This window comes from Actinophytocola sediminis (genome assembly GCF_054779715.1).
In genome coordinates this window covers 34,910-60,264 of record NZ_BAAGXS010000007.1, presented here as the reverse complement: position 1 = coordinate 60,264, position 25,355 = coordinate 34,910, and the positions used below count along the sequence as shown (strand labels likewise).

Genomic DNA, 25,355 nt, shown 5'->3' with positions numbered 1-25,355 from the left:
CGAACCTGTGGTGGCCAGCACACTAAGCCATGGCGAACAGCGGGTTACATCGGCTCAGCCCGTGCAGTCCGGCTCGCGCGCACCTCCCTGGACCCACGGCAGGTTGACCTTGCGAAACGCGATCGAGCGGTGCGAGGTTGAGTTGGCGCCGGTGTTCTCGTTGACCTCGACCAGCGCGCCGACGTGATAGTCGGCCGTCTTCGCGATGCTGGCGTAGCCGCCCTCGCGGTAGCCGCCGCCCTCCTGCGGGAGCGGCGCGTCGGCGAAGGCGCGGCTGTAGCTCCACGTCCGGCCCTCGTCCTCGCTCATCCGGATCCGCATCTTCGTGCGGGTCTCGGTGCTCGCCGCGTTGACGAACGCCAGCCGTGCCGGGGCGTCGGCGTTGTAGCGCATGGTCGCGGCCTCGTTCTTCGGGTCGAGCAGGCAGCTCGCCGGGGCGAAGGCGGCGAAGCCGGACTCGATCGAGCCGCGGGCGACCCAGCGGCGCTTGGCGCTCTCCCACACCGGTGTGGTCGCCCGGTCGTTGCGGTAGAGCGAGCCGTCCGCCAGCTCCAGCACGGTCGCCTCCCCGGTCTGCTCCATCGCCGCGCCCGAGGTGGTGCGCAACAGGGCCACCTTCCAGGTCGCGCCGTGGTCGTCGCTGTAGATGTTGCGGTGCTGGGCGGGGATCACCAGCCGGCCGGGGTTGCGGTAGGTGGTCTGGATGCCGACGCCGGGGCCGACCGCGTCCCAGTTCCAGCTCGAGCCGTTGGCCAGGGTGCGCGGTTTGAGGGTGGCCGACATGTTCACCGGCGCCGACCACGAGGTGCCGTCGGTGGTGCTGGAGGAGACCCAGACCTGCCGGTCGTCCCAGGAGTTGACGGTGCCCGAGGTCGGTGGCTGGTGGTTCATGAACAGCCAGATCCGGTTGTTGGACTGGTCGACCACCGCGGTCGGGTTGCCCCAGGTGCCCTCGCCGGAGCCGATCACCTCCGACAGCCGCGACCAGGTCGCGCCGTTGTCGGTGGAGCGCTTGTACAGCAGGTTGATGTTGCCGAAGTCCTGGTTGTTCGCCGCCCTGCCCTCGACGAACGCGATCAGTGTGTTGTTCTTCGTCCGGATGAGTGACGGGATCCGGAACGAGTGATACCGGAGCCCGTTGAGTTCCTCACTGCCGCCGCCGTCGAAGATGATCTTCTCTGAGTGGGACTCCGCGGCGCGCGGCGCCGCGCCGTTGTCCGCTGCCGGGGCGCCGGCCGCCGGCACCGCCGTCGCCGTGATGGCGACCAGTCCGATCAGGAATCCGAGAACTCGCAACCCTCGCACAGCGCACTCGCTTTCGCCAGGACGGTACGGAAAACTGGTTGCGAAGATACCGGAAGTTAGGTGATTTGGTAACCACTCAGGTGAGCTGGTGGTCCGGCGCCGGGGTGTACTCGGCGATCCGGTCCGCGAGGTCGTCCAGGTCGTCCACCTCGCGGAACGCCGGCGGCTCCGGCACGCCGGGACCCTTGCCGGCGATCAGGGCCGCGGCGAACCTGGCGACCACGGACGGTGGCGGCAGGATGTCCCTGCCGAGGTAGCTGACCACGATCAGGTCTTCGCCGGAGGCTGTCTCGATGGCGGCGGACCAGCCGTGTCGTTCGTCCCACAGCAACGCGAGATCTCGGTTGGGGAAGGCGGGCGCCCGGTCGGCCAGCGGGATGTAGCCCGTTGCCGGCGACTCGGTGTGCACCCAGAACGCGTCCCCTGCCTGGCCGAGGGCGACGCTGACCAGCCCGGTGTACCGATGCAGGGCGCGCGCCGTCTGGCTCCGAGGGTCGAGCTCCATCGGTTGTTCTCCTTCGGTGTCCTAACCCCCCGAACGGGTGGCCGACCCCGAGTACCCGGCGGCAATCCGCCGGTAAACCTCCTCACCGGATCGGATGGCTTGGCCGGCGGCAACCACCCGATCCGGTTTATTCGGTCGCGCTCTGTGGTCAGAGTCGTCAGTGCGAGTCGCGGGCCACCGCGTGCCCGCTCGCGCCGGTCAGGAAGTCCAGGTCGGCCCCGGTGTCCGCGCCAAGGACGGTGTTCACGTACAGCTGCTCCCAGCCCCGCCGCGGGCTGGCCAGCGCATCGGCCATCGCGGAGGACGGCTCGCGGGCGGCCAGCTCCTCGGCCGGTACGTCCACGTCGATGCGCCTGGCCGCGACGTCGAGCGTGATCCAGTCGCCGGTGCGCACCCGCGCCAGCGGCCCGCCCGCCGCCGCCTCCGGGGCAACGTGCAGCACGACCGTGCCGTACGCGGTGCCGCTCATCCGCCCGTCACACACCCGCACCATGTCGCGCACCCCGGCGCGCAGCAGCTTCGCCGGCAGCGGCAGGTTCGCCACCTCCGGCATCCCCGGGTAGCCCTTGGGTCCGCAGCCACGCAACACCAGCACCGAGTCCGCGTCCACGTCGAGGTCCTCGTCGTCGATACGGGCGTGCAGGTCCTCCACCGAGTCGAACACGACCGCCCGGCCGCGGTGGGCCAGCAGGTGCGCGGACGCGGCCGCCGGCTTGATGATCGCGCCGTTGGGGGCCAGGTTTCCCCGCAGCACGGCGATCCCGGCGTCCGGCTGCAGCGGCGTGTCCCTGGTGCGGATCACCTCCTGGTCCCAGATCGGCGCCTCGGTCAGGGTGTCCACCAGCGGCCGGCCGGTGACCGTGATCGCCTCGGGGTCGAGCAGGTCCGCGACCTGGCCGAGCACCGCGTGCAGGCCGCCGGCGCGGTAGAGGTCCTCCATCAGGAACCGGCCGGCTGGCTGCAGGTCGACCAGCAGCGGCACCCGGGCGCCGATCCGGTCGAAGTCGGCCAGCTCCAGGTCGACGCCGAGCCGGCCGGCGATGGCCAGCAGGTGCACGACCGCGTTGGTCGACCCGCCGATCGCGGCCAGCGCGACGATCGCGTTGTGGAACGAGCCCGAGGTGAGCACCGCGCTCGGCCGCCGGTCGGCGGTCACCATCTCGACGATCTGCCGGCCGGTCTCGTGCGCCCCGGCGAGCAGCCGGCTGTCGGCCGCCGGGGTGCCGGCGATGCCGGGCAGCGTGACCCCGAGCGCCTCGGCGAGCAGGCCCATGGTCGACGCGGTGCCCATGGTGTTGCAGTGCCCCCGGCTGCGGATCATGGACGACTCGGACTCCATGAACGCCTCGCGGGACAGCGTGCCGGCGCGGACCTCCTCCGACAGCCGCCACACGTCGGTGCCGCAGCCGAGCGGCGTGCCGCGGAAGGTGCCGGTGAGCATCGGGCCGCCGGGCACGACCACGGCCGGCAGGTCGACCGACGCGGCCGCCATCAGCAGCGACGGGATCGTCTTGTCGCAGCCGCCGAGCAGCACGACGCCGTCGATCGGGTTGGCGCGTAACAGCTCCTCGGTGGCCATCGCGGCCATGTTGCGCCATAACATGGCCGTCGGCCGGACGTTGGTCTCGCCGAGGGACACCACCGGGAGGTTCAGCGGTACGCCGCCGGCGTCCCAGATGCCGTGCCGGACGCTCTCGGCGACCTCGTTGAGGTGGGCGTTGCACGGGGTGAGTTCGGAGGCGGTGTTGGCGATGGCGATCTGTGGCTTGCCGGTGAAGCTGTCGTTCGGCACGCCGCGACGCATCCACGCGCGGTGGATGTAGGCGTTGCGGCTGTCCCCGGAGTACCAGGCCGAGCTGCGCATTCGGTGCCCTCCCGATCTAGGATCCGAAAGATCATGGACAACGCTACCTCCGTCGCGACGATGCGAGCCTTCGTTGTGACCGGACCGGGACGGGCCGAGGTGGCCAGGGTGCCGGTGCCGGTCGCGGGGCCGAATGAGGTGGTGGTGTCGGTCGGGCGGGCCGGGGTGTGCGGCACGGACGCGGAGTTCTTCACCGGCGAGATGTCCTACCTGCACACCGGGCAGGCGGCCTATCCGCTGCGGATCGGGCACGAGTGGGCCGGCGTGGTGACCGCCGTCGGGCCGGGGGTCGACCCGGCCTGGACCGGCACGCGGGTCACCGGGGACACCATGCTCGGCTGTGGGCACTGCGCGCGCTGTGTCGGTGGCCGCCAGCACCTGTGCGCCGAGCGGTTCGAGATCGGCATCCGGCGCGGGTGGCCGGGCGCGTTGGCGGAGTTCCTGCCGGTGCCGGTGCGCGCGCTGCACCGTCTTCCGTCCACTGTGGACGATACGGTCGGCGCGCTGGTCGAGCCGGGTGGCAACGCGCTGCGCGCGGTGCGCGGGGCGGCGCTGGCGCCGGGGGAGCGGCTGCTGGTGCTCGGTCCGGGCACGATCGGGCTGCTGTGCGCGCTGCTCGCGGCGGCCGACGGGGTGGAGACGCACCTGCTCGGCGCGCACGAGTCGTCCCTGGACTTCGCGCGGGCACTGGGTTTTCCGTCGGCGTGGACCGCGGCGACGCTGCCGGACCTGCCCTTCGACGCGGTGATCGACGCCTCCGGGGCGGCCGCGCTGCCGGCGCGGGCGATCGAGCTGGTCGAGCCGGGCAGGCGGGTCGTGTTCATCGGGATCGCGGGCGAGCCGTGCCCGATCGACAGCCGTGAGCTGGTGTTCCGGGACCTGACCGCGGTCGGCGTGCTGAGCGGGTCAGGTGGGCTGGCCGGGGTGATCGAGCGGTTCACCGGCGGCGCGGTGGATCCCCGGCCGCTGGTCGCGGCGACGGTCGGGTTGGCCGAGGTGGCCGGCGTGCTGGCGGGCGAGCGGCGCGCGGAGTGGGGCGCGGCGCCGAAGGTCCAGGTCGACCCCCGGCGGTGACGTTTCCGGCCGGTCTGTACCGGGCGTAGCCGAGACCGTCCCCCGCCCGGGGGATCAAGTACTCGGACGGGATCGGTTGGCACGCCCCAGATTCGGTGTTCACCCGGCTGGCCAGCGATGATCATCACTCGATGGGGCCGTGTTCATCCGGGTCGCGTTTGGTGGTCCAATGTGGAGGCACTCAGCCGCTACCGATCAACGCTTCAAAGGAGAGGCTTGGATCATGGCAATCAAGGACGCGGTACCGGACATCCGACCACGGGCCGGACACGACCTACTCGTCGGCATCGACGGAGTGCTCCCGAGACTGAGTGCGCCCGACACCGATGGCGACCTCGCCGCAGAGGACCTGATGACCGCACTGGTCCGCTGCGCCACCTGCGGCGACATCTCCCGTGTCCGCGAGCAGGCCACCGCGGTCCGCCAGGCCGCCGCCCTCCTGCGCGAAGGCCGCCTCCCCGAAGCCGCAACGGCCCTGACCCAAGTCCGCACCGCCCTACTCCCATAGGTCCCCGTCCGGCGCAGCGAAGGAGCCCTTCGCTGCGTCCAGTGCAGTGAAGGAGCCCTTCGCTGCACTACGGCGACACCGCATTCCGAGTCCGGGGCCTGCCAATGGCGGCAGGCCCCGGACTCGTCTCACTCCTCGGCCAGCGGTTCGGCGCGGACCCGGCGTAGGGCAGGGGCGCACACCGAGGCCGCGAGCAGCGCCACCAGCGCGCCGAGCGCGATCGGCGCGGCCAGCCAGGGGCTGAACACCGCCGCACTGCCCGACACCAGGCCGAACAGCCCGACCCCGACGGCCGTGCCGAGCGCGCCCGCGCCGATCGTCGCGACCAGCGCCGGCAGCGCGGCCTCCGCCCGCAACGCCCGCGCCAGCGTGCGGACCGGCGTACCGGCCGCCATCAGCGCGCCGAAGGTGCGCCGCCGGTCCATCACCGACCCCGCGGTGGCGATCGCCGCGCTGACCCCGGCCAGCAGCGACGCGGCCACCAGGCCGATCACCGTCACCCGGCGCAGGTCCGCGAGCTGGGTGTCCTGCTGACCCAGCATCATCTCCTTGCTCATCACCTGCTCACCCCCCGACCCGGCGAGCAGCGCGGTGCGCACGGTCTCCCGCGTCCGGTCGTCGGCCGGCACCGCCACGGTCACCCCCAGCACGGGCGTGTCGGCCGACCACAGCGCGGGATCGATCACCACCTGGTCCGGCTGGGCCACCGTCACCAGCGGCGCGTTCTTCGGCAGCGGCAACGACGGGTCGGACAGGTCCACCATGGTCGAGCCGGCGTAGATCGCCGGGGTGTCCCGACAGCTGACCCCGTCCATCCCCGGCAGCAGCCGCGCGGCGTCCGCGCAGGTCACCAGCATCGCGGTGGCGAAGTTGTCGCCGACATTCAGTTCCACCTCGGCCACGCCGAACGCCCGGTCCGCCACGTCGTACCCGGCGAGCCGCTGGTTCACCGCCGCGACGATCCCGGCCGCCCGCTCCTCGTCGGTGCTCAGGTAGAGCACCTCCTCGCGGTACTGGCTGTAGTACCCGGACTCCGACTCCAGGCTGGGCATCAGGGTCAGCGCCATCGACCCGGCGAACGTCGCGAGCACCACCCCGGCCGACGCCCGGTAGGCCGCCTTCGGGTCGTCGCGCAGTCGCCTGCCGGCCAACAGCGCCGCCGGCCTGCGCCACGACCGCACGAACACCCCGCCCAACGCCGAGGTGAGCCACGGCCCGACGACGGTCGGCGACCACATCAGCACCCCGAGCGCGACCAGCATCGGCACGAACGCCCCGGTCTGGCCGGCGTTGTCCAGGGTCAGGAAGAACAGCGCCACCGCGGCCGGCACCAGCAGCAGCCGCCACATCGACAGCGGTTTGCGGGTGTGTCCCCCGGCGGCCACCAGCGGCGCGGTCACCACCCGGCGCAGCCCGGCCATCGCGGCGCCGACCACCAGCACCACCAGCGTCACCGCGATCCCGGCCACCGGCAGCGGCGCGAGCACGAAGTCGCCGGCCAACCAGGTGCCGCCGTCCCAGGGGACCATCGTCGCCAACTGGTGCAGCAGCGGGGAGATCGCCACCCCGAGCAGCGCGCCGGCGATCGCGGCGATCCCGGTCTCCGCGGCCACCATGCCGGTCACCTGCGCGGGGGTGGCCCCCGCCAGCCGCAACGCGGCCAGCCGGCGCTCGCGGCGGGCGGCGATCAGCCGGGAGGCCGAGGCCACCAGCACCAGGCTGGGCACCAGCAACACCACCAGGCCCACCCCGGCGAGCAACGCGAGCAACTCGTCGACCTCCGCGTCGCCACCGGCGAACGTGGTCAGCTCGACCGAGGACACGGGCATGGTGTCCGGCGTATGCCCGACCAGCACCACGAGCTGTTCGGGGAAGCGCAGGGCCTCGTCGCCGAGCAGCCCGACCGGTTTCGCGTCGAACCGGTCGGCGAGGTATTCGGGCAGATGGCTGTCGGCCAGCTCCGCCAGCGCGGGCGAACGGAGCTGCTCGCCGGGGCCGGGCAGCCGGTCGATCCCCGGCGGCAGCGCGATCTCCGCCGGATCGACCAGCGGTGCGACGTCCACCCGGGTGATTCGCTGGCCGTCGACCTCGTCGGTGCTCGAGCTCCAGCTCACCGTCCCCCCGGAGTCGGTCGCCCGGTCGTAGACGGACTCCTGCCACAGGGCGCGTTCCGCGCGTTGCTCGGTCGCGAACGGCAGGCTCGTCAACAGCAGGACCAGCGCGGTGGCCACCGCGACGCCGACCGCGGTCAGCAGGGTGGCGACCTGGGTGCGGCGGTCGGCGCGCAGCACCCGGATGGCCAGACCGACGGGGTTCACGACGCCGGCACCGGCTGCTCGATCCGGCCGTCCCGGATGGACACCGTGCGCGGCAGCGACGCGGCCAGCTCGCGGTCGTGGGTCACGATGATCACCGCGGTGCCGGTGCCCAGCGCCGAGTCGATCAGCGCGCTCACGGTCGCGTGTCCGGTCCTGGTGTCCAGCGCGCCGGTCGGCTCGTCGGCGAAGATCACCTTCGGGCGGTGCGCGATCGCCCGCGCGATGGCCACCCGCTGCGCCTCGCCGCCGGACAGCTCGCCCGGCCGGCGGCGTTCCTTGCCCTGAAGGCCGAGGCGGGCCAGCCATTCGTTCGCCGCGGTCATCGCGGTGGCCCGGTCCCGGCCGCCGAGCAGCAGCGGCAACGCCACGTTCTCCTCCGCGGTCAGCTCGGCGACCAGCATCCCCGACTGGAAGACGAAGCCGAACTCGGTTCGCCGCAGCTCACTGCGCTTGGTCTCGTTGAGCTGGTCGATGCGTTGTCCGCCAAGGCTGACCTGCCCGTCGTCGGCCCGCAGGATGCCGGCGAGCACGTGCAGCAGCGAGGTCTTCCCCGATCCGGACGGGCCGACGATCGCCAGCACCTCCCCGGCGTTGATGTCGATGTCGACGCCGGCGAGCGCGTGCTGGCCGCCGTAGCGCTTCACCAGTCCCCGGCCGCTCAGCAGCGGCGGTTCCGTGTGCACCTGGGTTCCCCTTCACCGTTGGTGGTCTGATCTCCTGGCGGCACAGCCTGGAGGAGAACACCCGGTCAGCACTTCGGGCAGATGGCCAGGTCAGGGAGCCCGCGCCTCGGCCGATCGGCCGATGGGCGATCAACCGATCGGCCAGGAGGCTTACTTGCATACGAAAGTCTTATTCTTGCGGTAGATTGCTAGACTTTTTGCGAATCGCGGCGTTACGCTCGATGTGTTCGGCTCCCCCTGCGACGAAGCCGGAGACTCCGATGCCGCACCGACGACGTCTGCTTCCCCTCGTGCTCGCGCTGGCGCTGCTGCTGCCCCCCGGTGTGGTCAGCGCCGCGCCCGGGCCGAGAGCCGACCTGTCGCCGAACGTGCACCTGTTCTACTACCCCTGGTACGGCAGCCCGGAGCTGCACGGCAGCTGGCGGCACTGGCCGCAGGGCGGGCACACCCCGCCGACCGACATCGGCGCGGACTTCTACCCGACCGAGGGACCCTACGACTCCGGCGACTACCTCGGCGTGGTCGAGCGGCACATGGCGTGGGTGCGCCAGTCCGGCGCCGGGGTGATCGTCTACAGCTGGTGGGGCCAGGGGTCCTATGAGGACAGTCTGGCCAGCGGCGTGCTGGACGCCGCCGCTCGGCACGGCATCAAGGTCGCCTGGCACCTCGAGCCGTACGGCGGCCGGTCCGCGGCGTCCACTGTGGACGACATCGAGTACGTCAACGCGACCTACGGCGACCACCCGGCGTTCTTCCGGTCGGCCGAGCACGGCGGCAAGGGCGCGTACTACGTGTTCTCCAGCCTGTCGGTGCCCGACGCGGACTGGGCGGCACTGGACGCGGTGACCGACAACAGCATCGTGCTCGCGCAGACCACCGACACCTCGCGGATCGCGCACTTCTCCGGCCTGTACACCTACGACGGCATCGCCGGCGCCACCGCGCCCGGCTGGGAGAGCGCGGGCGAGTACGCGAAGGCCAACGGGCTGATCTGGTCGCCGTCGGTCGCGCCGGGCTATCTCGACGACCGCGCGGTGCCGGGCAACACCACGCCGACCGTCGACCGGGCGGAGGGCGCGATGTACGACCAGCAGTGGGGAAACGCGCTCGACCCGGCCACCGGCGGGGTGCCGACCTGGGTGTCGGTGACCTCGTTCAACGAGTGGCACGAGGGGTCCACGATCGAGCCGGCGAGCGGCAACCCGCCGGCCGGCTTCGGCTACCAGACCTACGACGGCGCCTACGGCCGGACCGGCGCCGACGCCGAGACCGCCTATCTGGACCGCACCGCGCACTGGGTGGCGGAGTTCGAGGCGGCCCGGGTTTCCGTTCGCGGCCCACGATCGTGAGGTTTGTCCACATGTGACACGTGGGTACTCCGCCGAGCGCTTGGCGCTTCGGCAGGAGGTTGGGCAATGGCGGAACGACCGGGCGGTGACGCCGCCACGACGACGGAGCCGGACCGCAGGACCCTGCACCGCGCGATCGCGGCCTCGGCCATCGGCAACACGACCGAGTGGTTCGACTACGGCGTCTACGCCTACACCGCCGTCTACATCGGCGAGGCGTTCTTCCCCAGCGAGGACCGCGCGGCGTCCACTTTGGGCAGTCTGCTGGTGTTCGCGGTGTCGTTCCTGATCCGGCCGATCGGCGGGATCTTCTGGGGGCCGCTCGGCGACCGCCTCGGCCGCCAGCGGGTGCTGGCGACGACCATCCTGATGATGGCCGGGGCCACCTTCTGCGTCGGCATCCTGCCAGGGCACGTGACGATCGGCATCTTCGCGCCGATCGGGCTGATCCTGCTGCGGATGATCCAGGGCTTCTCCACCGGCGGCGAGTACGGCGGCGCGGCGACGTTCATGGCCGAGTACGCGCCGGACCGCAAACGCGGCCGCTACGGCAGTTTCCTGGAGTTCGGCACGCTCGGCGGGTTCACCCTCGGCGCGACGCTCTCGCTGGTCGTCGAGCGGATCGTCGGCGCGGACAACATGGCACAGTGGGGCTGGCGGCTGCCGTTCCTGGTGGCCGCGCCGCTCGGCCTGATCGGGCTGTACCTGCGGAGCAGACTCGAGGACACGCCGGTGTTCCGCGAGGCGGCCGCGCAGGGCGGGATCGACCGCAAGGCCAGGAAACACTTCCACGACCTGCTCGGCTACTGGCGGCCGCTGCTGTTGCTGTGCGGGCTGGTGGTGACGCTGAACATCGTGAACTACACGCTGCTCGCGTACATGCCGACCTACCTGGAGAACGAGATCGGGCTGACCACGGCGAGCACACTGGTGCTGGTCATCATCGGCCAGTTGGCGATGATGGCGCTGGTGCCCTTCGCCGGCGCGTGGTCGGACAAGGTCGGCAGAAAGACGCTGTGGTGGATCTCGATCGTGGGCCTGTTCGTGCTCGCGATCCCGATGTTCCAGTTGATGGAGGAGGGTTTCGGCGGCGCGGTGATCGCGTTCGCCGTGCTGGGACTGCTCTACGTGCCCCAGCTGTCGACCATCTCCGCGATGTTCCCGGCGATGTTCCCGACCCACGTGCGGTACGCGGGGTTCGCCATCGCCTACAACATCTCCACCTCGCTGTTCGGCGGCACGGCGCCGTTCGTGAACCAGTCGCTGATCAACGCCACGGGTGACCTGCTGTTCCCCGCCTACTACCTGATGGGCGCGTGCGTGGTCGGCGCGGTGGCGCTGGTGTTCGTACCGGAGACCAGGGCCTGCTCCCTGCGCGGGCGCGGCATCCCCGGCGTGGACAACAAACCCGCCCCCGAACCGGTGCCCGCCTAGGGCGTTCGCGGCCGGGCGCGCACGTGCATCCGTTCGCCCTGCTTGCCGAACAGGCTGAGGATCTCCACCGGCGCGTCGTCGGCCGCGCCGAACCAGTGCGGCAGCCTGGTGTCGAACTCGGCGGCCTCGCCGGGGGTCAGCACCACGTCGTGCTCGGCCAGGACCAGGCGCAGCCTGCCGGAGAGCACGTAGAGCCACTCGTAGCCCTCGTGCGTGCGCGGGTCGGGGTCGCACCGGCCGGCCGGGATGATCATCTTGTAGGCCTGCGGGCCGCCCGGCTGCCTGGTCAGCGCGACCACCGTGCGGTCGCCGATCCGGCGCGGCTCCATCCGGACCCTCGGGTCGCCCACCTTGGGCGCCCCGACCAGCTCGTCGAGCGGCACCTGGTGGGCGGCCGAGATCGGCAGCAGCAGCTCGAGGCTCGGCCTGCGCTGACCGGACTCCAGCCGGGACAGCGTCGACTTCGAGATGCCGGTGGCGGCGGCCAGCTCGGTGAGGGTGACGCCCCGGGCGGCCCGGATCCGGCGCAGCCGCCTGCCGACCTCCGCGAGGGTGTTCTCGATCTCGTCCATGTTCCCAGTATCGGCAACGAAGGTTGTCATTGTCGAAACTTGGAACGCATGCTGTCGGTGGAGGTGATCGTCGATGTACGACGTGGTGATCGTGGGCGGCGGACCGGCTGGACTGGCCGCGGCGCTGACGCTTGGCCGGGCGCGGCGACGGGTGGTGGTGGTCGACGCGGGGGAGCCGCGCAACGCGCGGGCCAGCGCCATGCACGACTACCTGTCCCGCGACGGCATGCCGCCGGGCGAGCTGCTGGCCACCGGCCGGGCCGAGGTGGCCCGCTACGGCGTCGAGCTGGTCGAGGACCGGGTGGTGTCGGCCAGACCGGGGTTGGCGGTGACGCTGGCCGGCGGGCGGGTGCTCACCGCGCGCAGGCTGCTGGTGACCACCGGGCTGCGCGACGAGCTGCCGGACATCCCCGGGCTCGCCGAGCTGTGGGGGACCGACGTGGTGGTCTGCCCGTACTGCCACGGCTACGAGGTGGCCGACCAGCCGCTCGGGCTGCTCGCCGGCGGGCCGCAGGGCGTCGACAAGGCGGTGCTGATCCGCGAGTGGTCGGCCGACACCGTGCTGTTCACCAACGGCTACCAGCCGACCGACGAGGAGCTGGCGCGGCTCGCGGAACGCGGCATCGCGGTCGAGCGGGGCGTGGTCGCCGAGGCGGTCGCCGAGCAGGGCAGGCTCGCCGGGGTCCGGCTGGCCGACGGCCGGCTGGTGGCCAGGGCCGCGCTGTTCGTGGCGCCCCGGTTCGTGCCGGTCGACGGGCTGCTGCGTGAGCTTGGCTGCGAGCTGACCGACCAGGGCTGGGTGCGCGTCGACGCCGCGGGCCGCACCAGCGTCGAGGGGGTGTGGGCGGTGGGCAACGTCGTCGACCCGATGCAGAACGTGGCCTCCTCGGCGGGCGCGGCCGCGTTCACCTCGGCCATGCTGAACACCGAGCTGGTGCTCGGTCCGGTGGCGGTGCCCGCGCGGTAGGGCTGCGCTCAGTACTCGTCGTGGAAGCGCACGTCGGTGCTGCCCGCCTGGACGCCGAGCGCGGTCGCGCGGCCCGGCGGCCGCTCCCACTGCTCCTGGCGGCCCAGCGCGGTCAGGTCGAGGTAGGCGTGCGTGCCGCCGGGCTGCTCCAAGCCGCGGGCGAAGGTCGAGTAGGTGTGGAAGACCTCGTCGTCCACCCGCAGGAACGTGCTCAGGCCCGGGTAGTCGCCGCGGTTGGCGGGGCCCCAGTGGACGCCGGTCTCGGCCAGCTCCTCCTCGGTGCGGTAGTTCAGCAGCACCGGGGCCACCCGCTCGTCGATCGTGGCGTGGAAGTCGTAGTTGAAGTCGCTGCCCGCCGAGGAGTACCAGGGGAACCGCCAGCCCATGCGCTCCCGGAACGGGCCGATCTTCGCCGCCGGGGCGCGGGAGACCGCCACCAGCGTGGTGTCCCGCGCGTTGAGGTGGGCGAGGTTGCCGATGTTGTCGGCGGCTCCCGCGCAGCTCGGGCAGCCGGTGTCGCGCGGGATCTCCGTGCCGTCCTCGGCGATGTCCCAGATCCACATGAAATGGTGCACGATCAGCTGACGGCGACCGGCGAACAGGTCGAGCAGACTACGCGAGCCGTCGAACAGATAGGGCTTGGTCACCCGCACCATCGGCAGCGCCCGGCGTTGCGCGTTCAGCTCGTCGCGCGCTCTGGTGGCGGCCTTCTCCTTGGCCAGCAAGGTTTTCCTTGCCTGGAGCCAGTCCTGCTCCGGCACGATCTCCGGCAACGACATTTCCGGCGACGACATGTTGGGTACCCTCCTACGCGCTCGACAGCGATGAACACCGCTGGGTCACAGCGGTGTTCATCATGCCCCTGACGGAATCGGCTAACGGAGGTGCGTGCCGCCGTCCTGGGCAGGCCGGGACACCTCGCCCCGCCACTGGCCGGTCTCGGCGCCGCGCCGCTCGATGAACTCCTTGAACCGGTCGAGGTCGCCCTGGACGCGCTTGGACACGACGCCCAACGCGGCGGCGGCCTTCTCCGGCAGACTCTGTGGTGAGTACTCCATCTGCAGGTGCACCCGCGTCGTGCGGTCGTCGATCCGGTGGAAGGTCACCACGCCCGCGTGCCGGGGGCCGTCGACGGTGTGCCAGGCGACCCGCTCGTCCGGGTGTTGTTCGGTGATCTCGGCGTCGAACTCCCTGGTTACCCCGCCGATACTGGTTTCCCAGTGCGTCCTGGTCGCCGTCTCCTGGCGGATCCGATCCACGCCTTCCATGAACTGGGGGAACGACTCGAACTGTGTCCACTGGTTGTAGACCGTCCGCACCGGGGTGTGCACATCGACTGACTTCTCGATAGTGGTCACTGCGGAATACAACTCCTTGTCTCGGTTGGGGACCGTGCGCAAGGACTACCCGAGCGAGCCGGCCTGACACGTCGGCGCGCGACCTAATGTCGGGCGGCCCGCGTTCGTTTGCCGGTCCCCGCGGGGAAACCGTGCTTGACCAACCGCGCCTCGGTCAGCTCGTCCGCGCTGGTGACGGTGAAGTAGAGGGTGGTGGCCAGGCCGATCGCCAGCGCGCTCAGCACCATGCCGGCCGGCAGCGGGGTGATCAGCATGAGCACCACGAACCCGGCGATCAACCAGGGCAGGGTCTCCACCAGCACCCGCAACACGTAGCGCCCCAGCCAGTTGCGCGAGGTGGTGTCGTGCAGCACCCAGTCGCGGTAGCGGTCGGGCAACCGGCCGCCGAAGGCGTAGTGGACCCACTGAAGGGCGTTCGGGCGCTCCATGCCGGCTGGGATACCCACTATCGGTCCGCATAGTCCTGTCGTTACAGGGGTAGCCAGGCTGGTATGAGCGAGCTTGCGAGCGAATCAATGTCACGGGGCGACCGACGTGAGTGAGACCGTGGGTGACTATCTGCTGGCCCGGTTGCGGGACTGGGGAGTCGAGCAGGTGTTCGGCTACCCCGGCGACGGCATCAACGGCATCGTGGTGGCGTTCGGCGAGGCCGGCAACCGGCCGAGGTTCGTGCAGACCAGGCACGAGGAGATGGCCGCGCTCGCGGCGGTCGGCTACGCCAAGTTCTCCGGCAAGGTCGGGGTCTGCCTGGCCACCTCCGGTCCGGGCGCGATCCACCTGCTCAACGGTCTCTACGACGCCAAGCTCGACCACGTCCCGGTGGTCGCCATCGTCGGCCAGACCGCGCGCAGCGCCATGGGTGGCTCCTACCAGCAGGAGGTCGACCTGCAGGCGTTGTTCAAGGACGTGGCCAGCGAGTACCTGGTCGAGGTCAACGTCCCGGAGCAGTTGCCCAACGCCCTTGACCGGGCGATGCGCACCGCGCAGGCCTCCCGCGCGCCGACCGCGCTGATCATCCCGGCCGACGTGCAGGAGGAGGCCTATCACCCGCCTCGGCACGAGTTCAAGCACGTGCCGTCCAGCCCGCCGAGCCATCCGTCCACTGTGGCCGTCGCGGCCGAGGACGAGATCGGCCGGGCGGCCGAGGTGCTCAACGCGGGCGCCAAGGTCGCGATCCTGGTCGGTCAGGGCGCGCGCAACGCCGCCGACGAGGTGCGCAAGGTGGCCGAGCTCACCGGTGCCGGGGTGGCGAAAGCCTTGCTGGGCAAGGATGTCCTGCCCGACGACCTGCCGTATGTCACCGGCTCGATCGGGCTGCTGGGCACCCGGCCGAGCTGGGACCTGATGGCCAACTGCGACACCCTGCTGATCATCGGGTCGAGCTTCCCGTACTCGCAGTTCCTGCCGGAGTACGGCAAGGCGCGCGGCGTGCAGCTCGATGTGGACGGTCGGCTGGTCGGGATGCGCTATCCCACCGAGGTGAACCTGGTCGGCGACGCCAAGAGCACGCTGACCAGGCTGATCCCGCTGTTGGCCCGCAACGAGAACCGGTCATGGCGCACCGAGGTCGAGTCGAACGTGGCGCGCTGGTGGGACATCATCGAGCGCCAGGCGATGGTCGAGGCGGACCCGATCAACCCGATGCGCATCGTGTTGGAGCTGTCCCGGCGCGTTCCCCAGGACGCGGTGATCACCGCCGACTCCGGTTCGGCGGCCAACTGGTATGCCCGCAACCTGCGGATGCGCGGCCGGATGCGGGGATCGCTGTCCGGCACGCTGGCGACCATGGGCCCCGCGGTGCCGTACGCCATCGGCGCGAAGTTCGCCGACTCGTCACGGCCGGTGATCGCCCTGGTCGGCGACGGCGCCATGCAGATGAACGGGCTGGCCGAGCTGCTCACCATCGGCCACTACCGTCACCTGTGGACCGATCAGCGGCTGGTGGTCTGCGTGCTGCACAACAACGACCTGAACCAGGTCACCTGGGAGCTGCGCGCGCTCGGCGGCGCGCCGAAGTTCGCCGAGTCCCAGACGTTGCCCGATGTGTCCTATGCGGACTTCGCGCGCGCGATCGGCCTTGGTGGCATCACCGTGGAGACGGTCGAGGACCTCGGCCCGGCGTGGGACCGGGCGCTGGCCGCGGACGGCCCGGTGGTGCTGGACGTGCACTGCGACCCGGACATCCCGCCGATCCCGCCGCACACGACCATGGACCAGCTCAGGTCGACCACCGAGGCACTGCTCAAGGGCGACCCGGACGCGTGGGACGTGATCACCAAGGGCCTGCGTACCAAGGCCGCCGAGCTGCTCGGCGGCCGGTAGGAATCAGTGACAACAGCCGACGACGCCGGCGACGGCGGAGATGGCGGCGAGCACGGAATGGTAGGTCGGCAGCCGCTGGCGCAGGCCGAGCAGGTCGAGCGGGCGGATGACCGGGCGGCTGTTGACCACCAGTGCCCAGGCCAGCCGCTCCCGGTTGGCCCGCTCCTCGGTGTCGGTCAGCACCGACAGTCCCGAGGCGGCCAGGAAGTTCACGCGGCTGAGGTCGAGCACCAGGCCGCGCCTGTCGCCGACGTTGTCCTCGACGCACAGGCGGAGTTCGGGCGCGGTCAGCAGGTCGACTGGACCGATCACGTGCGCGACCACCGGGTGGTCGGGACGCCGTCGCACGTCGATCTCGAAGAACTGCGCGCGGAGCGGGCGATGGTCACGCCGGCGCGGGGTGCGGGAGTCACCGCCGACCCAGATCGAGGTGTCAAACATCAGCGAACGCCTCATCTCGTTTGAGTGACGAGCAGCGGAGGCGCACTTCCGTTCAGAACACCGCTACCTGAATGCGTGGCTGGTCACTCAACCGCGCTTCATCCCACGTTATGCGCCCGTGCCGGACAACTCAAGCCCGGTGGTCGGGTCAAAGCCTATTGAGGGACGGCAACCACAGATTGTCCATAGAGGACACTACGGACGGTCGTCGAGGCCACCCGGGGTAACCGTTGACGCTGGGTCATCGGGTTTCCCGCACGACATCGGGTGCCGGCTTGTCGGTGCGTAAGCCGCCGTAGCGGGGGTGGCGCAGCCGGCCCTCCCGTGTCCACTCGCTGAAACCGACCTGTATCACCAGTTCCGGGCGGATCCAGTGGGCGGTCGGCTCGCGGACCTCGTCGGCGAACGGGGACTCGGACTGGGTCATCAGGTCCATCCTGGCCCGCAGCGTGCGTAGGGTCGCGTGGTCGTAGCCGGTGCCGACCTTGCCGGCGTAGCGCAGCCTGCCGTGTTCGTGGTAGCCGATCAGCAACGCGCCGAAGCCGGCGCGCGAGCCCTGCGGGTCGGTGAACCCGCCGACGACGAACTCCTGGTCGCGCACGCACTTGAACTTCAGCCAGTCGCTCGACTGTCCGGCGCGGTAGGGGGAGTCGGCCCGTTTGGCGATCAGGCCCTCCCAGCCCTGCGCGCGGGCGTACTGGTAGTAGGCCTCGCCGTCGCGGTCCCGGTGCTCGCAGTAGAAGAGCGGCTCGCGGTAGTCGAAAGCGTTGCGCAGCAGTAGCTTTCTCCGCCGCAAAGTCTGTCCACAGAGGTCCTGGCCGTCGAGGGAGAGCAGGTCGAACAGGTAGTAGCCGACCCGCGTGCCCGGTCGTTGCGCCAGCGGGTCGGTCCGGCCGTTCCCGCTGTCCAGGGCGACGATCTCGCCGTCGGCGACGAACCGCCGGCCGCCGAGCTCTGCCAGTGCGTCGATCAGTTCGGGGAAGCTGTCGTCGATCCGCTTCTGGTTGCGGTTCCACAGCTGTGGCCGCCATCCGTCTCTTATGGACAGTGCACGGATGCCGTCCAGCTTGCGTTCGAAGATCCAGTTCTCGTCGGAGAACCGGCGGTCGGTAACGGTGGCGAGCATGGGGTCGCGCCAGCCGTTCATGGCGCCGCCCGCCGATGGTCGGTGGTTACGGTGGCATATCCGATCGAACAATCAGCCGAACGCACATTTCCTCCAACGACCGGACACGGCCCGAGATACGGGCGGTCGGCCGTGGTAATTGCTCGTGCACATACCCCGGCGGGCGATTCCCGTGCAGGTGCACGTGCGGGTCGGGTGAGCGTGCCTGGTCAGGCCGGGTCCGCCGAGCTGATGCCGGGGATCTGGCCGCCACGAAAGGCATCCACGAACAGTCGGTGATCATGGCGGGTCTGCTCGGCATAGGCCATGCCGAAACCGGTGACCGCTTCGACGAACGCGTCCTCGTCGTCGATCACCGACGCGATGGCCTCCTCGACCTGAAAGTCCACAAGGGATTGTTCGGAATCCGAGTCGGAGACGCAGTGCATTTTCGCGGTCGCCCGGCCGAGGTAGGAAAGCACCGGGGCCATTTCCGCGGGTTCGGTCAGCTCCGACCAGTCGAGATCGGCGGTGTACGGGGACAGTTCGGACACCACGAACCCGACACCGTTCAGTTCGGTGTGCCCGAGCCACGGGTCCGCGTGCGCCTGGAGGGCGCGCTGGGAGACCGCGGTGCGGTGGCCCTCGTGGTCGAAGTACTCCCGGATCCGCCGCTCGTCGACCACCCGGCTCGGTGCGGCGATGTTGCCCTGCTTCATCGACAGCAGCACGTCGTTCTCCAGCGCCTGGGTGCGCCCCTCGACCAGCACGCTGTAGGCGGGCAGCCCCGCCGACCCGATGCCGAAGCCCGACCGGCCGACGATGTCCTTGACCAGGTAGGTGCTCGCGCCGAACCGCTTGGCCTGCGGGATTGTGTCCAAATAGGACTCAAAGGCGTGCTGGGCGGCGGCGCGCTCGGTGTCGTCGAGCTCGCGGACGCCGATGCCCCTGGTGAACCGGCGCTCGTACTCGGCGATCGTGGTCATCGTGCTGAGCAGGTCGATCCGGGTGCGCAGCCTGGCCCGCAACAGGACGTCGTGGATGATGCCGTCGGTCGAGCCGAGGTGCAGCCGGACCATCTCGTCGCCGGGGTTGTCGGCGAAGGCGCGCACCTGGCGGACGTAGGCGTGCAGGTAGGTGCCGATCAGCGAGGCGATGTCGCGGTCGGAGGTCGCCTTGGTCCAGGCCATCAGCGCCACGCTCGCGGCCAGGCGCTTGAGGTCCCAGGTGAAACAGCCGAGGTAGGCCTCGTCGAAGTCGTTGACGTCGAACACCAGCGTGCCGGAGGAGTCCATATAGGTGCCGAAGTTCTCGGCGTGCAGGTCGCCCTGGATCCAGATCCGGCTGGTCCGCTCGTCGGCCCACGGGTCGTCCTCGCGGACCATGTCGGCGTAGAACAGGCACGCGGTGCCCCGGTAGAACGCGAACGGCGCCGCGGCCATCTTGCGGAACTTGCGCCGGAAGGCCACCGGGTCGGCGCGCATCAACTCGTCGAAGGCGTCCACGAGCACCTCGACGATCTCTTTCTCCCGCGCCTGCTCGCCGCGTTCCCGGATCCGCTCCACCGCGCCCGCCATGTGCCCCTCCCGTTGTCGGTCCCCACCCTGCCATCGATTCGGCGGGAAGGCACCCATCCCGGGTCAGGACGATGGCGCGCGGGAGCGGGCGGCGGCCAACAGGTTCCCGGCCGCGATCAGCACGAGCAGTCCGAGACAGAACCAGAAGCCGATCCGCGCGGAGACCGCGTCGGCCAGATAGGTCTCGTCGACCACCGGCGCCAGGTCGATCGGCGTCGACTGGGCGATGACCGCCGAGCTGTCGACGATGCTGTTCACCAGGCTCGACTCGGCGAACAGCTGGATGACCGCCAGCAGTACCGCCGCCAGCGCCGCGGCCGCCGCGCCGGCCAGCGCGCGGGTCCTCGGCCGGGCGACCAGCGCGGCACCGGCGCCCGCCACGACCAGGATGAGCGCGAACACCGCCGGCACCACCACACCGGTCGATGGCATCTCGGCCTGGTCGGACGCGACCATGTCGGCGATGGGGCTGGTCGTGTCGAACGTCGGCTCGCCACCGGTGACCAGGTCGAACCCGGTGAACTCGGCCTCCATCGAGCCGACCCCGTCGGCCGAACAGGACACTCCGACAAACGGCAGCAGGAAAAGCAACAGAACCAGCACGAACCCAGCCGGACTCCACAGTCGCGTCAGCACACCCGGAACCCTAACCGCCCCCCGCACCCCCACGAACCGGAACATTCCACAGTCCACAATGGACCACCCGCGAGTCCAACCCCCGTGCGGGGGTGGCGGGGGCGGTGGTGTGGACCTCGGTTAGCGGGAACAGTGCAGGTCAGCGTCGCCTGGTCGGGTGGGGAACTCGGCGAGCGCGGCCCGCAGGCGCGGTCGTACGCCGAGTGACTCGCGCTGACCGGTGACCGCCAGTACCCGCACCACGACCGGATCGGTGGCCACCACCCGCATGGCCGCACCCCGCCCCGCCAACTCCGACCGCGTCTCGGCCAGCACGGACACCCCCGCGCACGCGAGGAAGCCGACCCGGGTCAGGTCACACACCAGCAGCCGCAGCTCCGGATCGGTCGCGGCCATGGCCAGCCCGCTCGCCAACTCGGCCCGGGTGGCCAGATCGATGTCACCGTCCACTGAGATCACCACCACGCCCGGCCCCGGCCAGCTGGTCCGCAACACCAGTCGCCGCGGCGGCTGAACGCGCACCCGTCTTCGCCACCTGGCGCGGTAATCGTGGGTCGGGAGCACAAAAAAGTCAGCCATGTGGGCCTCCGAGGCGGCAAGAGGACACGGCTGACTGCGTAACCGTGAGGTTGTGACCACCTTAGCTTGCTGGGCACGCGTGCGCGAAGCACACTTCGCGGAATGGCAGACGAACTACTGACCGTGGCACACGAACTGGCCGAGGTCACCCGGCTGGTCGAGGCCGACGACTTCGGCGCCACCCTCGACCGGTTCATCGAGCGGATCTCGCGCACCGTCCCCGGCTGCGCGGCCGCCACGATCACGGTCCGCTCCGCGGAGGCGGTGGAGACCGTCGCCGGGCACGACACCCCTCAGCTGGACCCGCTGGACCCCGGCCCGATCGTCGAGGCGCTGACCTTCGTCGAGCCCCGCAGGCTGGAGGACGCCGGCAAGGACCAGCGCTGGCCGGCGTTCTCCGCCCGGTTGCTCAACTCCGGGTTCGGCGGCTGCCTCGCGCTGCCGCTGTCCACCGGCGGCGCGGAGACCGCGGTGCTCACGCTGTTCTCCCGCGACCCCGGCCAGTTCGGCGAGCTCGGCTACGACGTGGTGTTGCTGCTCACGCTGCACGCGGGCGTGGTGTTCGACAACGCGTCGCTCTATCACGACAGCAACCAGATGGTCGGTCAGTTGCGCACCGCGCTGCACACCAGGGCGCTGGTCGGCCGCGCCCAGGGCATGCTCATGCGCCACTTCGGCCACCCGTCGGACCGGGCGTTCGACCTGCTGCGCACGGCGTCCCAGAACAGCAACACCAAGCTGCGTGACCTGGCCGAACTCCTGGTGGAGGCGCACGAGAACGGCCGCTTCGAGGACGCGCTGGACAAGCACGCGCTGACCGACGGCTGACCGGCTCCCTTTACCGCATCTTCTCCGGGAAAGCACGTGCACTGGACCGAGAATTGAGGCACACCCGAGAACGCGGATCTAACGTCGGAATCAGACCAGCCAACGGAGGCCGACATGGGATCGTCGTTCCGGCACGTGCTGTTCCTCAGCCGTCCCGACACCGACCACCTCTACCTGACGCTCGCGGTAGCTGAGGAACTCGGCCGTCGCGGACACACCGTGACGTTCGCGACCAGCGATCCGTTCGCCGACGAGGACGCCGACTCGGGTGTTGTGCTGCTGCGCTACGGCAGCGACGAGCGCAACCTGCGCGACCGGCCGGACTTCCTGGCCAGGGGTCGGGTCGACCTGATCGTGTGCGACCCGCGAACCCACGACGCGGCCAGGGAACTGGCGGCGGAGTGGGGCGCGCGGATCGCCGTCGCGCACACCAACCTCGCCGACGGCGGCGTGGTGGCCTGGCCGGCGGAGCGGTCCTACGGCCTGGACTACCTGTACGTGCACCCGGCCGGCCGGGGCACCGTGTTCGCCGAGTGGACGCCGACCGACCAGCGGCCGGTGCTCGCGGTCGCGCACGACGACGTGCCGGTCGCGACGCTGGCGACCGCGTTCGCCGGGTCGGACTGGCAGGTGCTGCTGTGCACCGAGGACGCGCCGGCCGACCTGCCGGCCAACGTCACCGCGACCGGCCGGGGCTTCGCCGCGCTGGCCCACGCCGACGTGCTGCTGACCGACGGCGGGCTGGCCGGGATCGCGGCCGGCCTGCGCCACGCGACGCCGCTGGTGCTCGCGCCCCGCACCCCGGCCGAGCACCGCGACGCCACCAGGGCGGCCGGGCTCGGCCTCGGCGTGCTGGTGGCGCTGCCCGACCTGGAGCCGGAGGCGTTGCGGCGCACGGTGTCCCGGCTCGCGGTGGACGAGCCGACCAGGGCCGAGGCCCGCCGGGTCCGCGCGCTGGTCAGGGCCGCGGGCTCGGCGCACCGGGTCTCCGACCTGCTGGAGGCCGCGAGCCTGCCGCACGCCGAGGCGGCCTAGCCCCAGTGCCCTGAACGGGTCATTCAGGGCACCGCGGGCCCGGGCTCGAGCCGGCGGTTGGCGGGTGCGAGTCGATCGGCCCGGCCGGCGATGGCCCGCAGCATCAGCCGGCGGATCAGCCCGCTGACCGGCCGGATGAGCGCCCAGTACGCCGACATCCGGCGCAGCGCGCGCTGGTCGTCTGCCGTCACCCTGGTCTCGGTGCGCAGGATCGTGGCGTCCCCGTCGGCGATCAGCTCGAACGCCGTCGCCGACTTGGCGAACCCGGGCTCGGCGTAGGCGCGGAACTCGGCCGGCGGGCAGTCACGTCGCCACTGACCGGGCCGAAGCCGCCAGAACTGGCCGATCGAGCCGATCACCACCAGGCGGCCGGGATCGCTCGCCAGGTCGAACCAGCCGCGCTCGCGCATGGTGTCGAGCATGGTCGCCGGCTCGGCCAGGGGCCGGCGACCGAACGCGGCCGGCAGCGCGCGCACGCTCATCAGCACCCGGATCGCGGTCATGTCCTGCGGGGACAACGAGGCCAGCGCCTGCCAGACGACGTCGGGCGGCTGCTCGACCCGGCGCTGATGGAACTCGCGCAGCCGAGGGTTCGGGATGAGGTCGGTAAGCGGGCTGTCCATGAGAACCCCTTCTGGACGGTGGCGTACAGAACGTTCTGAACGCCACCGTACAGAACGGGTGCGTAGAGTGCACCCGTGCCTCGTGTCGCGCGCCTCACCCGGGAGGACTGGGCCGACGCCGCGCTGGACGCGTTGGCCGACGGCGGCCTGCCCGCCGTCGCCGTCGAGCCGGTCGCGGCCCGGCTCAAGGCCTCGAAGTCGAGCTTCTACTGGCTGTTCGACAACCGCCAGGCGCTGCTCGTCGCGGCCCTGGAACGGTGGGAGCGCACCGAGACCGACGAGGTCCTGCCGGCGTTGGCCGAGGTGGCCGACCCGGTCGACCGGCTCCGGCTGCTCGTCGCGGCCGCGTTCACCGGCGGTCGTGGCGGCGCGGTCGCGCTGCGCCTGGCCGTCGACGCGGACACCCCCGCGGTGCGCGCGGTCGTGGAGCGGGTCACCCGCAGGCGGATCGCGGGCATCGAGGCGGCGCTGCGCGAACTGGGGCACCCCGCCGACCGCGCGGCGACCCTCGCGGCCGCCAGCTACGCGGTCTATCTCGGCACCGCGGCACTGCACCGGTCGGCCGCCGCGCCCGCCGACATCACGTCCTATGTGGACACCGTGCTGGCCGCCTTCAGCACCCTGCCCGACTAGCCAAGCTCGTCGGCGGCCAGCGCCCGCGGAACGCGCGGCTGGTCCGGATCACCGCCAGCGGGGTTCGGTGGTCTCGCTGACCAGGCCGTCCCGGCCGAAGTGCAGGTAGCGGTCGAAGTCGGCGGCGAACCAGCGGTCGTGGGTGATCGCCAGCACCGTGCCGGTGAACTCGGCCAGCCCCTGTTGCAGCGCGTCCGCGCTGGCCAGGTCGAGGTTGTCGGTCGGCTCGTCGAGCAGCAGCATGGTCGCGCCGGTCAGCTCCAGCAGCAGGATCTGCAGCCGCGCCTGCTGCCCACCGGAGAGCGTCTCGAACGGCTGGTTCCACGCCGGCGCGATCTCGTACCTGGCCAGCGCCGACATCCCGTCGTCGCGGTCCAGACCGAGGCCGTCGACGACGATCTCGGCCGGCGTGCGCCCGTACAGGTCGGGGCGGGCGTGGGTTTGGGCGAAATGTCCCGGCAGTACCCGCGCGCCGGTGTCCACCACCCCATCGTGTGGCACGTCGGCCCCGGCGAGCAGCGCGAGGAACCGGGACTTGCCGGTGCCGTTCGCGCCGAGCACCGCCACCCGCTCGCCGAACCACACCTCGAGGTCGAACGCCTCGGTCAGCCCGGTCAGCGCCAGGCCGGTGCAGGTCAGCGCCCGTTTGCCGGTCCGGCCGCCGCGCAGGCGCATCCGCACCCGCTGCTCCCTGGGCGGCCGGCGCGGCGCCCCGGCCCGCTCGAACCTGGCCAGCCGGGAGCGGGCCGCGCGGTAGGCCGAGGCGACCGCGTCGTTGCGCGCGGCGGTCTGGCGCAGGGTGTTGGCCAGGTCGCGCAGCCTGCGGTGTTCCTCGGCCCACTGCCGGCGGCGCGCGTCGATGCGCGCGACCCGCTCGGCCCGCGCCGGCGCGAACGTGCCGAAGCCCTCGCCGTGCACCCACACGTCCCGGTCCTCCACCGCGACCACCCGCGTGGTCGTGTTGGCCAGCAGCGCGCGGTCGTGCGAGACCAGCAGCACGGTCTTGGTGCTCGCGGCGAGCGCCTCCTCCAGCCACTCCTTGGCTGGCACGTCGAGGTAGTTGTCCGGCTCGTCGAGCAGCAGCACCTCGTCGGGTCCGCGCAGCAGCGCGGCGAGCACGAGCCGCTTCTGCTCACCGCCGGACAGGGTCGCCACCTCGCGGGGCGCGGCCGTGGCGAAGGGCAGGCCGAGGGCCTGGGTGGTGCAGGCGTCCCAGACGACCTCGAGGTCGTAGCCGCCGGCGTCCACGTGCTCGGTGAGCGCGGTGGCGTAGGCGAGCTGGTCGCGCTCGTCGTCGGACAGCGCGCGTTCGGCGGCGGCGAGCGCGGCGGTCGACGCGCGCACCCTGGCCGGCGCGACCGACAGCAACAGCTCGCCGACGGTGGTCCCGGGCGCGGCCACGAACTGGCGCAGCACCCCGATCCCGCCGCTGGTGGTGATCTCGCCCTCGGTCGGGGCGAGCTCGCCGGCGATCAGCCGCAGCAGCGTGGTCTTGCCGGCGCCGTTCGGGCCGACCACGCCCGCGACCACGCCGGCGCCGATCCGGAACGAGACGTCGTCGAGCAGCGGCCGACCGTCGGGAAGTGTCTGGGTGAGGTTCGCGACCTCGACATGACCCACGAACGTTGGTCCCTTTCTA

25 protein-coding genes are annotated in these 25,355 nt (G+C 71.3%); 9 read left to right on the top strand and 16 right to left on the bottom strand.

Annotated elements, in window-relative coordinates; all coding sequences use genetic code 11:
• Nucleotides 1-54: 54 nt before the first annotated feature.
• From ACYVIP_RS04210 to ACYVIP_RS04200, 3 genes are all read right to left on the bottom strand, one after another.
• Nucleotides 55-1,296 carry a sialidase family protein gene (locus ACYVIP_RS04210; protein ID WP_460392160.1) on the bottom strand — a complete coding sequence of 414 codons (1,242 nt, stop codon included), beginning with the start codon at nucleotides 1,294-1,296 and terminating at the stop codon, nucleotides 55-57.
• An 85-nt stretch (nucleotides 1,297-1,381) separates the two neighbouring features.
• Nucleotides 1,382-1,810, bottom strand: coding sequence for a DUF6292 family protein (locus ACYVIP_RS04205; protein ID WP_460392158.1), 429 nt, complete (start codon nucleotides 1,808-1,810; stop codon nucleotides 1,382-1,384).
• A 157-nt stretch (nucleotides 1,811-1,967) separates the two neighbouring features.
• Nucleotides 1,968-3,674, bottom strand: a complete 1,707-nt coding sequence (locus tag ACYVIP_RS04200; protein ID WP_460392156.1) for a dihydroxy-acid dehydratase — start codon at nucleotides 3,672-3,674, stop codon at nucleotides 1,968-1,970.
• Between the two features lie 60 nt (nucleotides 3,675-3,734).
• Here ACYVIP_RS04200 and ACYVIP_RS04195 point away from each other — a divergent pair, with 60 nt between their 5' ends.
• A complete protein-coding gene (locus ACYVIP_RS04195) occupies nucleotides 3,735-4,748 on the top strand; it encodes a zinc-dependent alcohol dehydrogenase (protein WP_460392154.1) in 1,014 nt (337 codons plus the stop codon).
• A gap of 223 nt (nucleotides 4,749-4,971) precedes the next feature.
• Complete coding sequence (locus ACYVIP_RS04190; protein WP_460392152.1) at nucleotides 4,972-5,256, top strand: hypothetical protein; 285 nt, start codon at nucleotides 4,972-4,974, stop codon at nucleotides 5,254-5,256.
• A 128-nt stretch (nucleotides 5,257-5,384) separates the two neighbouring features.
• Here the strand turns inward: ACYVIP_RS04190 and ACYVIP_RS04185 are convergent, their stop codons facing one another.
• Both ACYVIP_RS04185 and ACYVIP_RS04180 read right to left on the bottom strand, forming a co-directional pair.
• The gene (locus ACYVIP_RS04185) at nucleotides 5,385-7,574 is read right to left on the bottom strand and encodes an FtsX-like permease family protein (RefSeq protein ID WP_460392150.1); all 2,190 of its coding nucleotides are present in this window, start codon (nucleotides 7,572-7,574) and stop codon (nucleotides 5,385-5,387) included.
• Nucleotides 7,571-8,239 (bottom strand): ABC transporter ATP-binding protein, encoded by a 669-nt coding sequence (locus ACYVIP_RS04180; RefSeq protein WP_460392272.1) that lies wholly within the window; start codon nucleotides 8,237-8,239, stop codon nucleotides 7,571-7,573. The genes ACYVIP_RS04185 and ACYVIP_RS04180 overlap by 4 nt, the downstream gene beginning before the upstream one ends.
• Nucleotides 8,240-8,517: 278 nt before the next feature.
• On the opposite strand from ACYVIP_RS04180, the gene ACYVIP_RS04175 reads away from it, so the two are divergent.
• On the top strand, nucleotides 8,518-9,606 hold the full coding sequence (locus ACYVIP_RS04175; RefSeq protein ID WP_460392148.1) for a glycoside hydrolase family 99 protein: 1,089 nt from the start codon (nucleotides 8,518-8,520) through the stop codon (nucleotides 9,604-9,606).
• Nucleotides 9,607-9,672: 66 nt separating this feature from the next.
• Nucleotides 9,673-11,040: an MFS transporter gene (locus tag ACYVIP_RS04170; RefSeq protein ID WP_460392146.1), complete on the top strand. Its 1,368-nt coding sequence runs from the start codon at nucleotides 9,673-9,675 to the stop codon at nucleotides 11,038-11,040.
• Here ACYVIP_RS04170 and ACYVIP_RS04165 read toward each other — a convergent pair.
• Entirely contained in the window at nucleotides 11,037-11,612 is a 576-nt protein-coding gene (locus tag ACYVIP_RS04165) for a helix-turn-helix domain-containing protein (protein WP_460392144.1), read from the bottom strand. The two genes, ACYVIP_RS04170 and ACYVIP_RS04165, sit on opposite strands and share 4 nt — an antisense overlap.
• 73 nt (nucleotides 11,613-11,685) lie before the next feature.
• Here ACYVIP_RS04165 and ACYVIP_RS04160 point away from each other — a divergent pair, with 73 nt between their 5' ends.
• The gene (locus ACYVIP_RS04160; RefSeq protein ID WP_460392142.1) at nucleotides 11,686-12,579 is read left to right on the top strand and encodes an NAD(P)/FAD-dependent oxidoreductase; all 894 of its coding nucleotides are present in this window, start codon (nucleotides 11,686-11,688) and stop codon (nucleotides 12,577-12,579) included.
• An 8-nt stretch (nucleotides 12,580-12,587) separates the two neighbouring features.
• Here the strand turns inward: ACYVIP_RS04160 and ACYVIP_RS04155 are convergent, their stop codons facing one another.
• The 3 genes from ACYVIP_RS04155 to ACYVIP_RS04145 form a co-directional block, all read right to left on the bottom strand.
• Complete coding sequence (locus ACYVIP_RS04155; RefSeq protein ID WP_460392140.1) at nucleotides 12,588-13,373, bottom strand: DUF899 domain-containing protein; 786 nt, start codon at nucleotides 13,371-13,373, stop codon at nucleotides 12,588-12,590.
• An 81-nt stretch (nucleotides 13,374-13,454) separates the two neighbouring features.
• Nucleotides 13,455-13,937: an SRPBCC family protein gene (locus tag ACYVIP_RS04150; RefSeq protein WP_460392138.1), complete on the bottom strand. Its 483-nt coding sequence runs from the start codon at nucleotides 13,935-13,937 to the stop codon at nucleotides 13,455-13,457.
• Between the two features lie 83 nt (nucleotides 13,938-14,020).
• Nucleotides 14,021-14,365: a DUF5313 family protein gene (locus tag ACYVIP_RS04145; RefSeq protein ID WP_460392136.1), complete on the bottom strand. Its 345-nt coding sequence runs from the start codon at nucleotides 14,363-14,365 to the stop codon at nucleotides 14,021-14,023.
• A gap of 106 nt (nucleotides 14,366-14,471) precedes the next feature.
• On the opposite strand from ACYVIP_RS04145, the gene ACYVIP_RS04140 reads away from it, so the two are divergent.
• Nucleotides 14,472-16,259: a thiamine pyrophosphate-requiring protein gene (locus tag ACYVIP_RS04140; protein ID WP_460392134.1), complete on the top strand. Its 1,788-nt coding sequence runs from the start codon at nucleotides 14,472-14,474 to the stop codon at nucleotides 16,257-16,259.
• A 3-nt stretch (nucleotides 16,260-16,262) separates the two neighbouring features.
• Here the strand turns inward: ACYVIP_RS04140 and ACYVIP_RS04135 are convergent, their stop codons facing one another.
• The 5 genes from ACYVIP_RS04135 to ACYVIP_RS04115 form a co-directional block, all read right to left on the bottom strand.
• On the bottom strand, nucleotides 16,263-16,700 hold the full coding sequence (locus ACYVIP_RS04135; RefSeq protein WP_460392132.1) for an STAS domain-containing protein: 438 nt from the start codon (nucleotides 16,698-16,700) through the stop codon (nucleotides 16,263-16,265).
• A 241-nt stretch (nucleotides 16,701-16,941) separates the two neighbouring features.
• Nucleotides 16,942-17,847 (bottom strand): non-homologous end-joining DNA ligase, encoded by a 906-nt coding sequence (ligD, locus tag ACYVIP_RS04130; RefSeq protein WP_460392130.1) that lies wholly within the window; start codon nucleotides 17,845-17,847, stop codon nucleotides 16,942-16,944.
• Between the two features lie 188 nt (nucleotides 17,848-18,035).
• On the bottom strand, nucleotides 18,036-19,382 hold the full coding sequence (locus tag ACYVIP_RS04125; RefSeq protein WP_460392128.1) for a DUF2252 domain-containing protein: 1,347 nt from the start codon (nucleotides 19,380-19,382) through the stop codon (nucleotides 18,036-18,038).
• A 63-nt stretch (nucleotides 19,383-19,445) separates the two neighbouring features.
• Nucleotides 19,446-20,018 carry a hypothetical protein gene (locus ACYVIP_RS04120; protein ID WP_460392126.1) on the bottom strand — a complete coding sequence of 191 codons (573 nt, stop codon included), beginning with the start codon at nucleotides 20,016-20,018 and terminating at the stop codon, nucleotides 19,446-19,448.
• A gap of 120 nt (nucleotides 20,019-20,138) precedes the next feature.
• Nucleotides 20,139-20,597, bottom strand: a complete 459-nt coding sequence (locus tag ACYVIP_RS04115; RefSeq protein ID WP_460392124.1) for an anti-sigma factor antagonist — start codon at nucleotides 20,595-20,597, stop codon at nucleotides 20,139-20,141.
• Nucleotides 20,598-20,699: 102 nt separating this feature from the next.
• On the opposite strand from ACYVIP_RS04115, the gene ACYVIP_RS04110 reads away from it, so the two are divergent.
• Both ACYVIP_RS04110 and ACYVIP_RS04105 read left to right on the top strand, forming a co-directional pair.
• Nucleotides 20,700-21,425, top strand: a complete 726-nt coding sequence (locus ACYVIP_RS04110; RefSeq protein WP_460392122.1) for an ANTAR domain-containing protein — start codon at nucleotides 20,700-20,702, stop codon at nucleotides 21,423-21,425.
• A 114-nt stretch (nucleotides 21,426-21,539) separates the two neighbouring features.
• Entirely contained in the window at nucleotides 21,540-22,460 is a 921-nt protein-coding gene (locus ACYVIP_RS04105; RefSeq protein WP_460392120.1) for a glycosyltransferase, read from the top strand.
• Nucleotides 22,461-22,483: 23 nt separating this feature from the next.
• Here the strand turns inward: ACYVIP_RS04105 and ACYVIP_RS04100 are convergent, their stop codons facing one another.
• Nucleotides 22,484-23,083, bottom strand: a complete 600-nt coding sequence (locus tag ACYVIP_RS04100; protein WP_460392118.1) for a hypothetical protein — start codon at nucleotides 23,081-23,083, stop codon at nucleotides 22,484-22,486.
• Between the two features lie 75 nt (nucleotides 23,084-23,158).
• On the opposite strand from ACYVIP_RS04100, the gene ACYVIP_RS04095 reads away from it, so the two are divergent.
• On the top strand, nucleotides 23,159-23,716 hold the full coding sequence (locus ACYVIP_RS04095) for a TetR/AcrR family transcriptional regulator (protein ID WP_460392116.1): 558 nt from the start codon (nucleotides 23,159-23,161) through the stop codon (nucleotides 23,714-23,716).
• A 48-nt stretch (nucleotides 23,717-23,764) separates the two neighbouring features.
• On the opposite strand, the gene ACYVIP_RS04090 is transcribed toward ACYVIP_RS04095, so the two are convergent.
• On the bottom strand, nucleotides 23,765-25,336 hold the full coding sequence (locus ACYVIP_RS04090; protein WP_460392114.1) for an ABC-F family ATP-binding cassette domain-containing protein: 1,572 nt from the start codon (nucleotides 25,334-25,336) through the stop codon (nucleotides 23,765-23,767).
• Between the last annotated feature and the right edge of the window lie 19 nt (nucleotides 25,337-25,355).

Coding starts and splice junctions, on each gene's coding strand:
- ACYVIP_RS04205 (WP_460392158.1), bottom strand. CDS start 1,810: ATGGAGCTCGACCCTCGGAGCCAGACGGCGCGCGCCCTGCATCGGTAC.
- ACYVIP_RS04200 (WP_460392156.1), bottom strand. CDS start 3,674: ATGCGCAGCTCGGCCTGGTACTCCGGGGACAGCCGCAACGCCTACATC.
- ACYVIP_RS04195 (WP_460392154.1), top strand. CDS start 3,735: ATGCGAGCCTTCGTTGTGACCGGACCGGGACGGGCCGAGGTGGCCAGG.
- ACYVIP_RS04190 (WP_460392152.1), top strand. CDS start 4,972: ATGGCAATCAAGGACGCGGTACCGGACATCCGACCACGGGCCGGACAC.
- ACYVIP_RS04175 (WP_460392148.1), top strand. CDS start 8,518: ATGCCGCACCGACGACGTCTGCTTCCCCTCGTGCTCGCGCTGGCGCTG.
- ACYVIP_RS04170 (WP_460392146.1), top strand. CDS start 9,673: ATGGCGGAACGACCGGGCGGTGACGCCGCCACGACGACGGAGCCGGAC.
- ACYVIP_RS04165 (WP_460392144.1), bottom strand. CDS start 11,612: ATGGACGAGATCGAGAACACCCTCGCGGAGGTCGGCAGGCGGCTGCGC.
- ACYVIP_RS04160 (WP_460392142.1), top strand. CDS start 11,686: ATGTACGACGTGGTGATCGTGGGCGGCGGACCGGCTGGACTGGCCGCG.
- ACYVIP_RS04155 (WP_460392140.1), bottom strand. CDS start 13,373: ATGTCGTCGCCGGAAATGTCGTTGCCGGAGATCGTGCCGGAGCAGGAC.
- ACYVIP_RS04145 (WP_460392136.1), bottom strand. CDS start 14,365: ATGGAGCGCCCGAACGCCCTTCAGTGGGTCCACTACGCCTTCGGCGGC.
- ACYVIP_RS04135 (WP_460392132.1), bottom strand. CDS start 16,700: ATGTTTGACACCTCGATCTGGGTCGGCGGTGACTCCCGCACCCCGCGC.
- ligD (WP_460392130.1), bottom strand. CDS start 17,847: ATGAACGGCTGGCGCGACCCCATGCTCGCCACCGTTACCGACCGCCGG.
- ACYVIP_RS04125 (WP_460392128.1), bottom strand. CDS start 19,382: ATGGCGGGCGCGGTGGAGCGGATCCGGGAACGCGGCGAGCAGGCGCGG.
- ACYVIP_RS04115 (WP_460392124.1), bottom strand. CDS start 20,597: ATGGCTGACTTTTTTGTGCTCCCGACCCACGATTACCGCGCCAGGTGG.
- ACYVIP_RS04110 (WP_460392122.1), top strand. CDS start 20,700: ATGGCAGACGAACTACTGACCGTGGCACACGAACTGGCCGAGGTCACC.
- ACYVIP_RS04105 (WP_460392120.1), top strand. CDS start 21,540: ATGGGATCGTCGTTCCGGCACGTGCTGTTCCTCAGCCGTCCCGACACC.
- ACYVIP_RS04100 (WP_460392118.1), bottom strand. CDS start 23,083: ATGGACAGCCCGCTTACCGACCTCATCCCGAACCCTCGGCTGCGCGAG.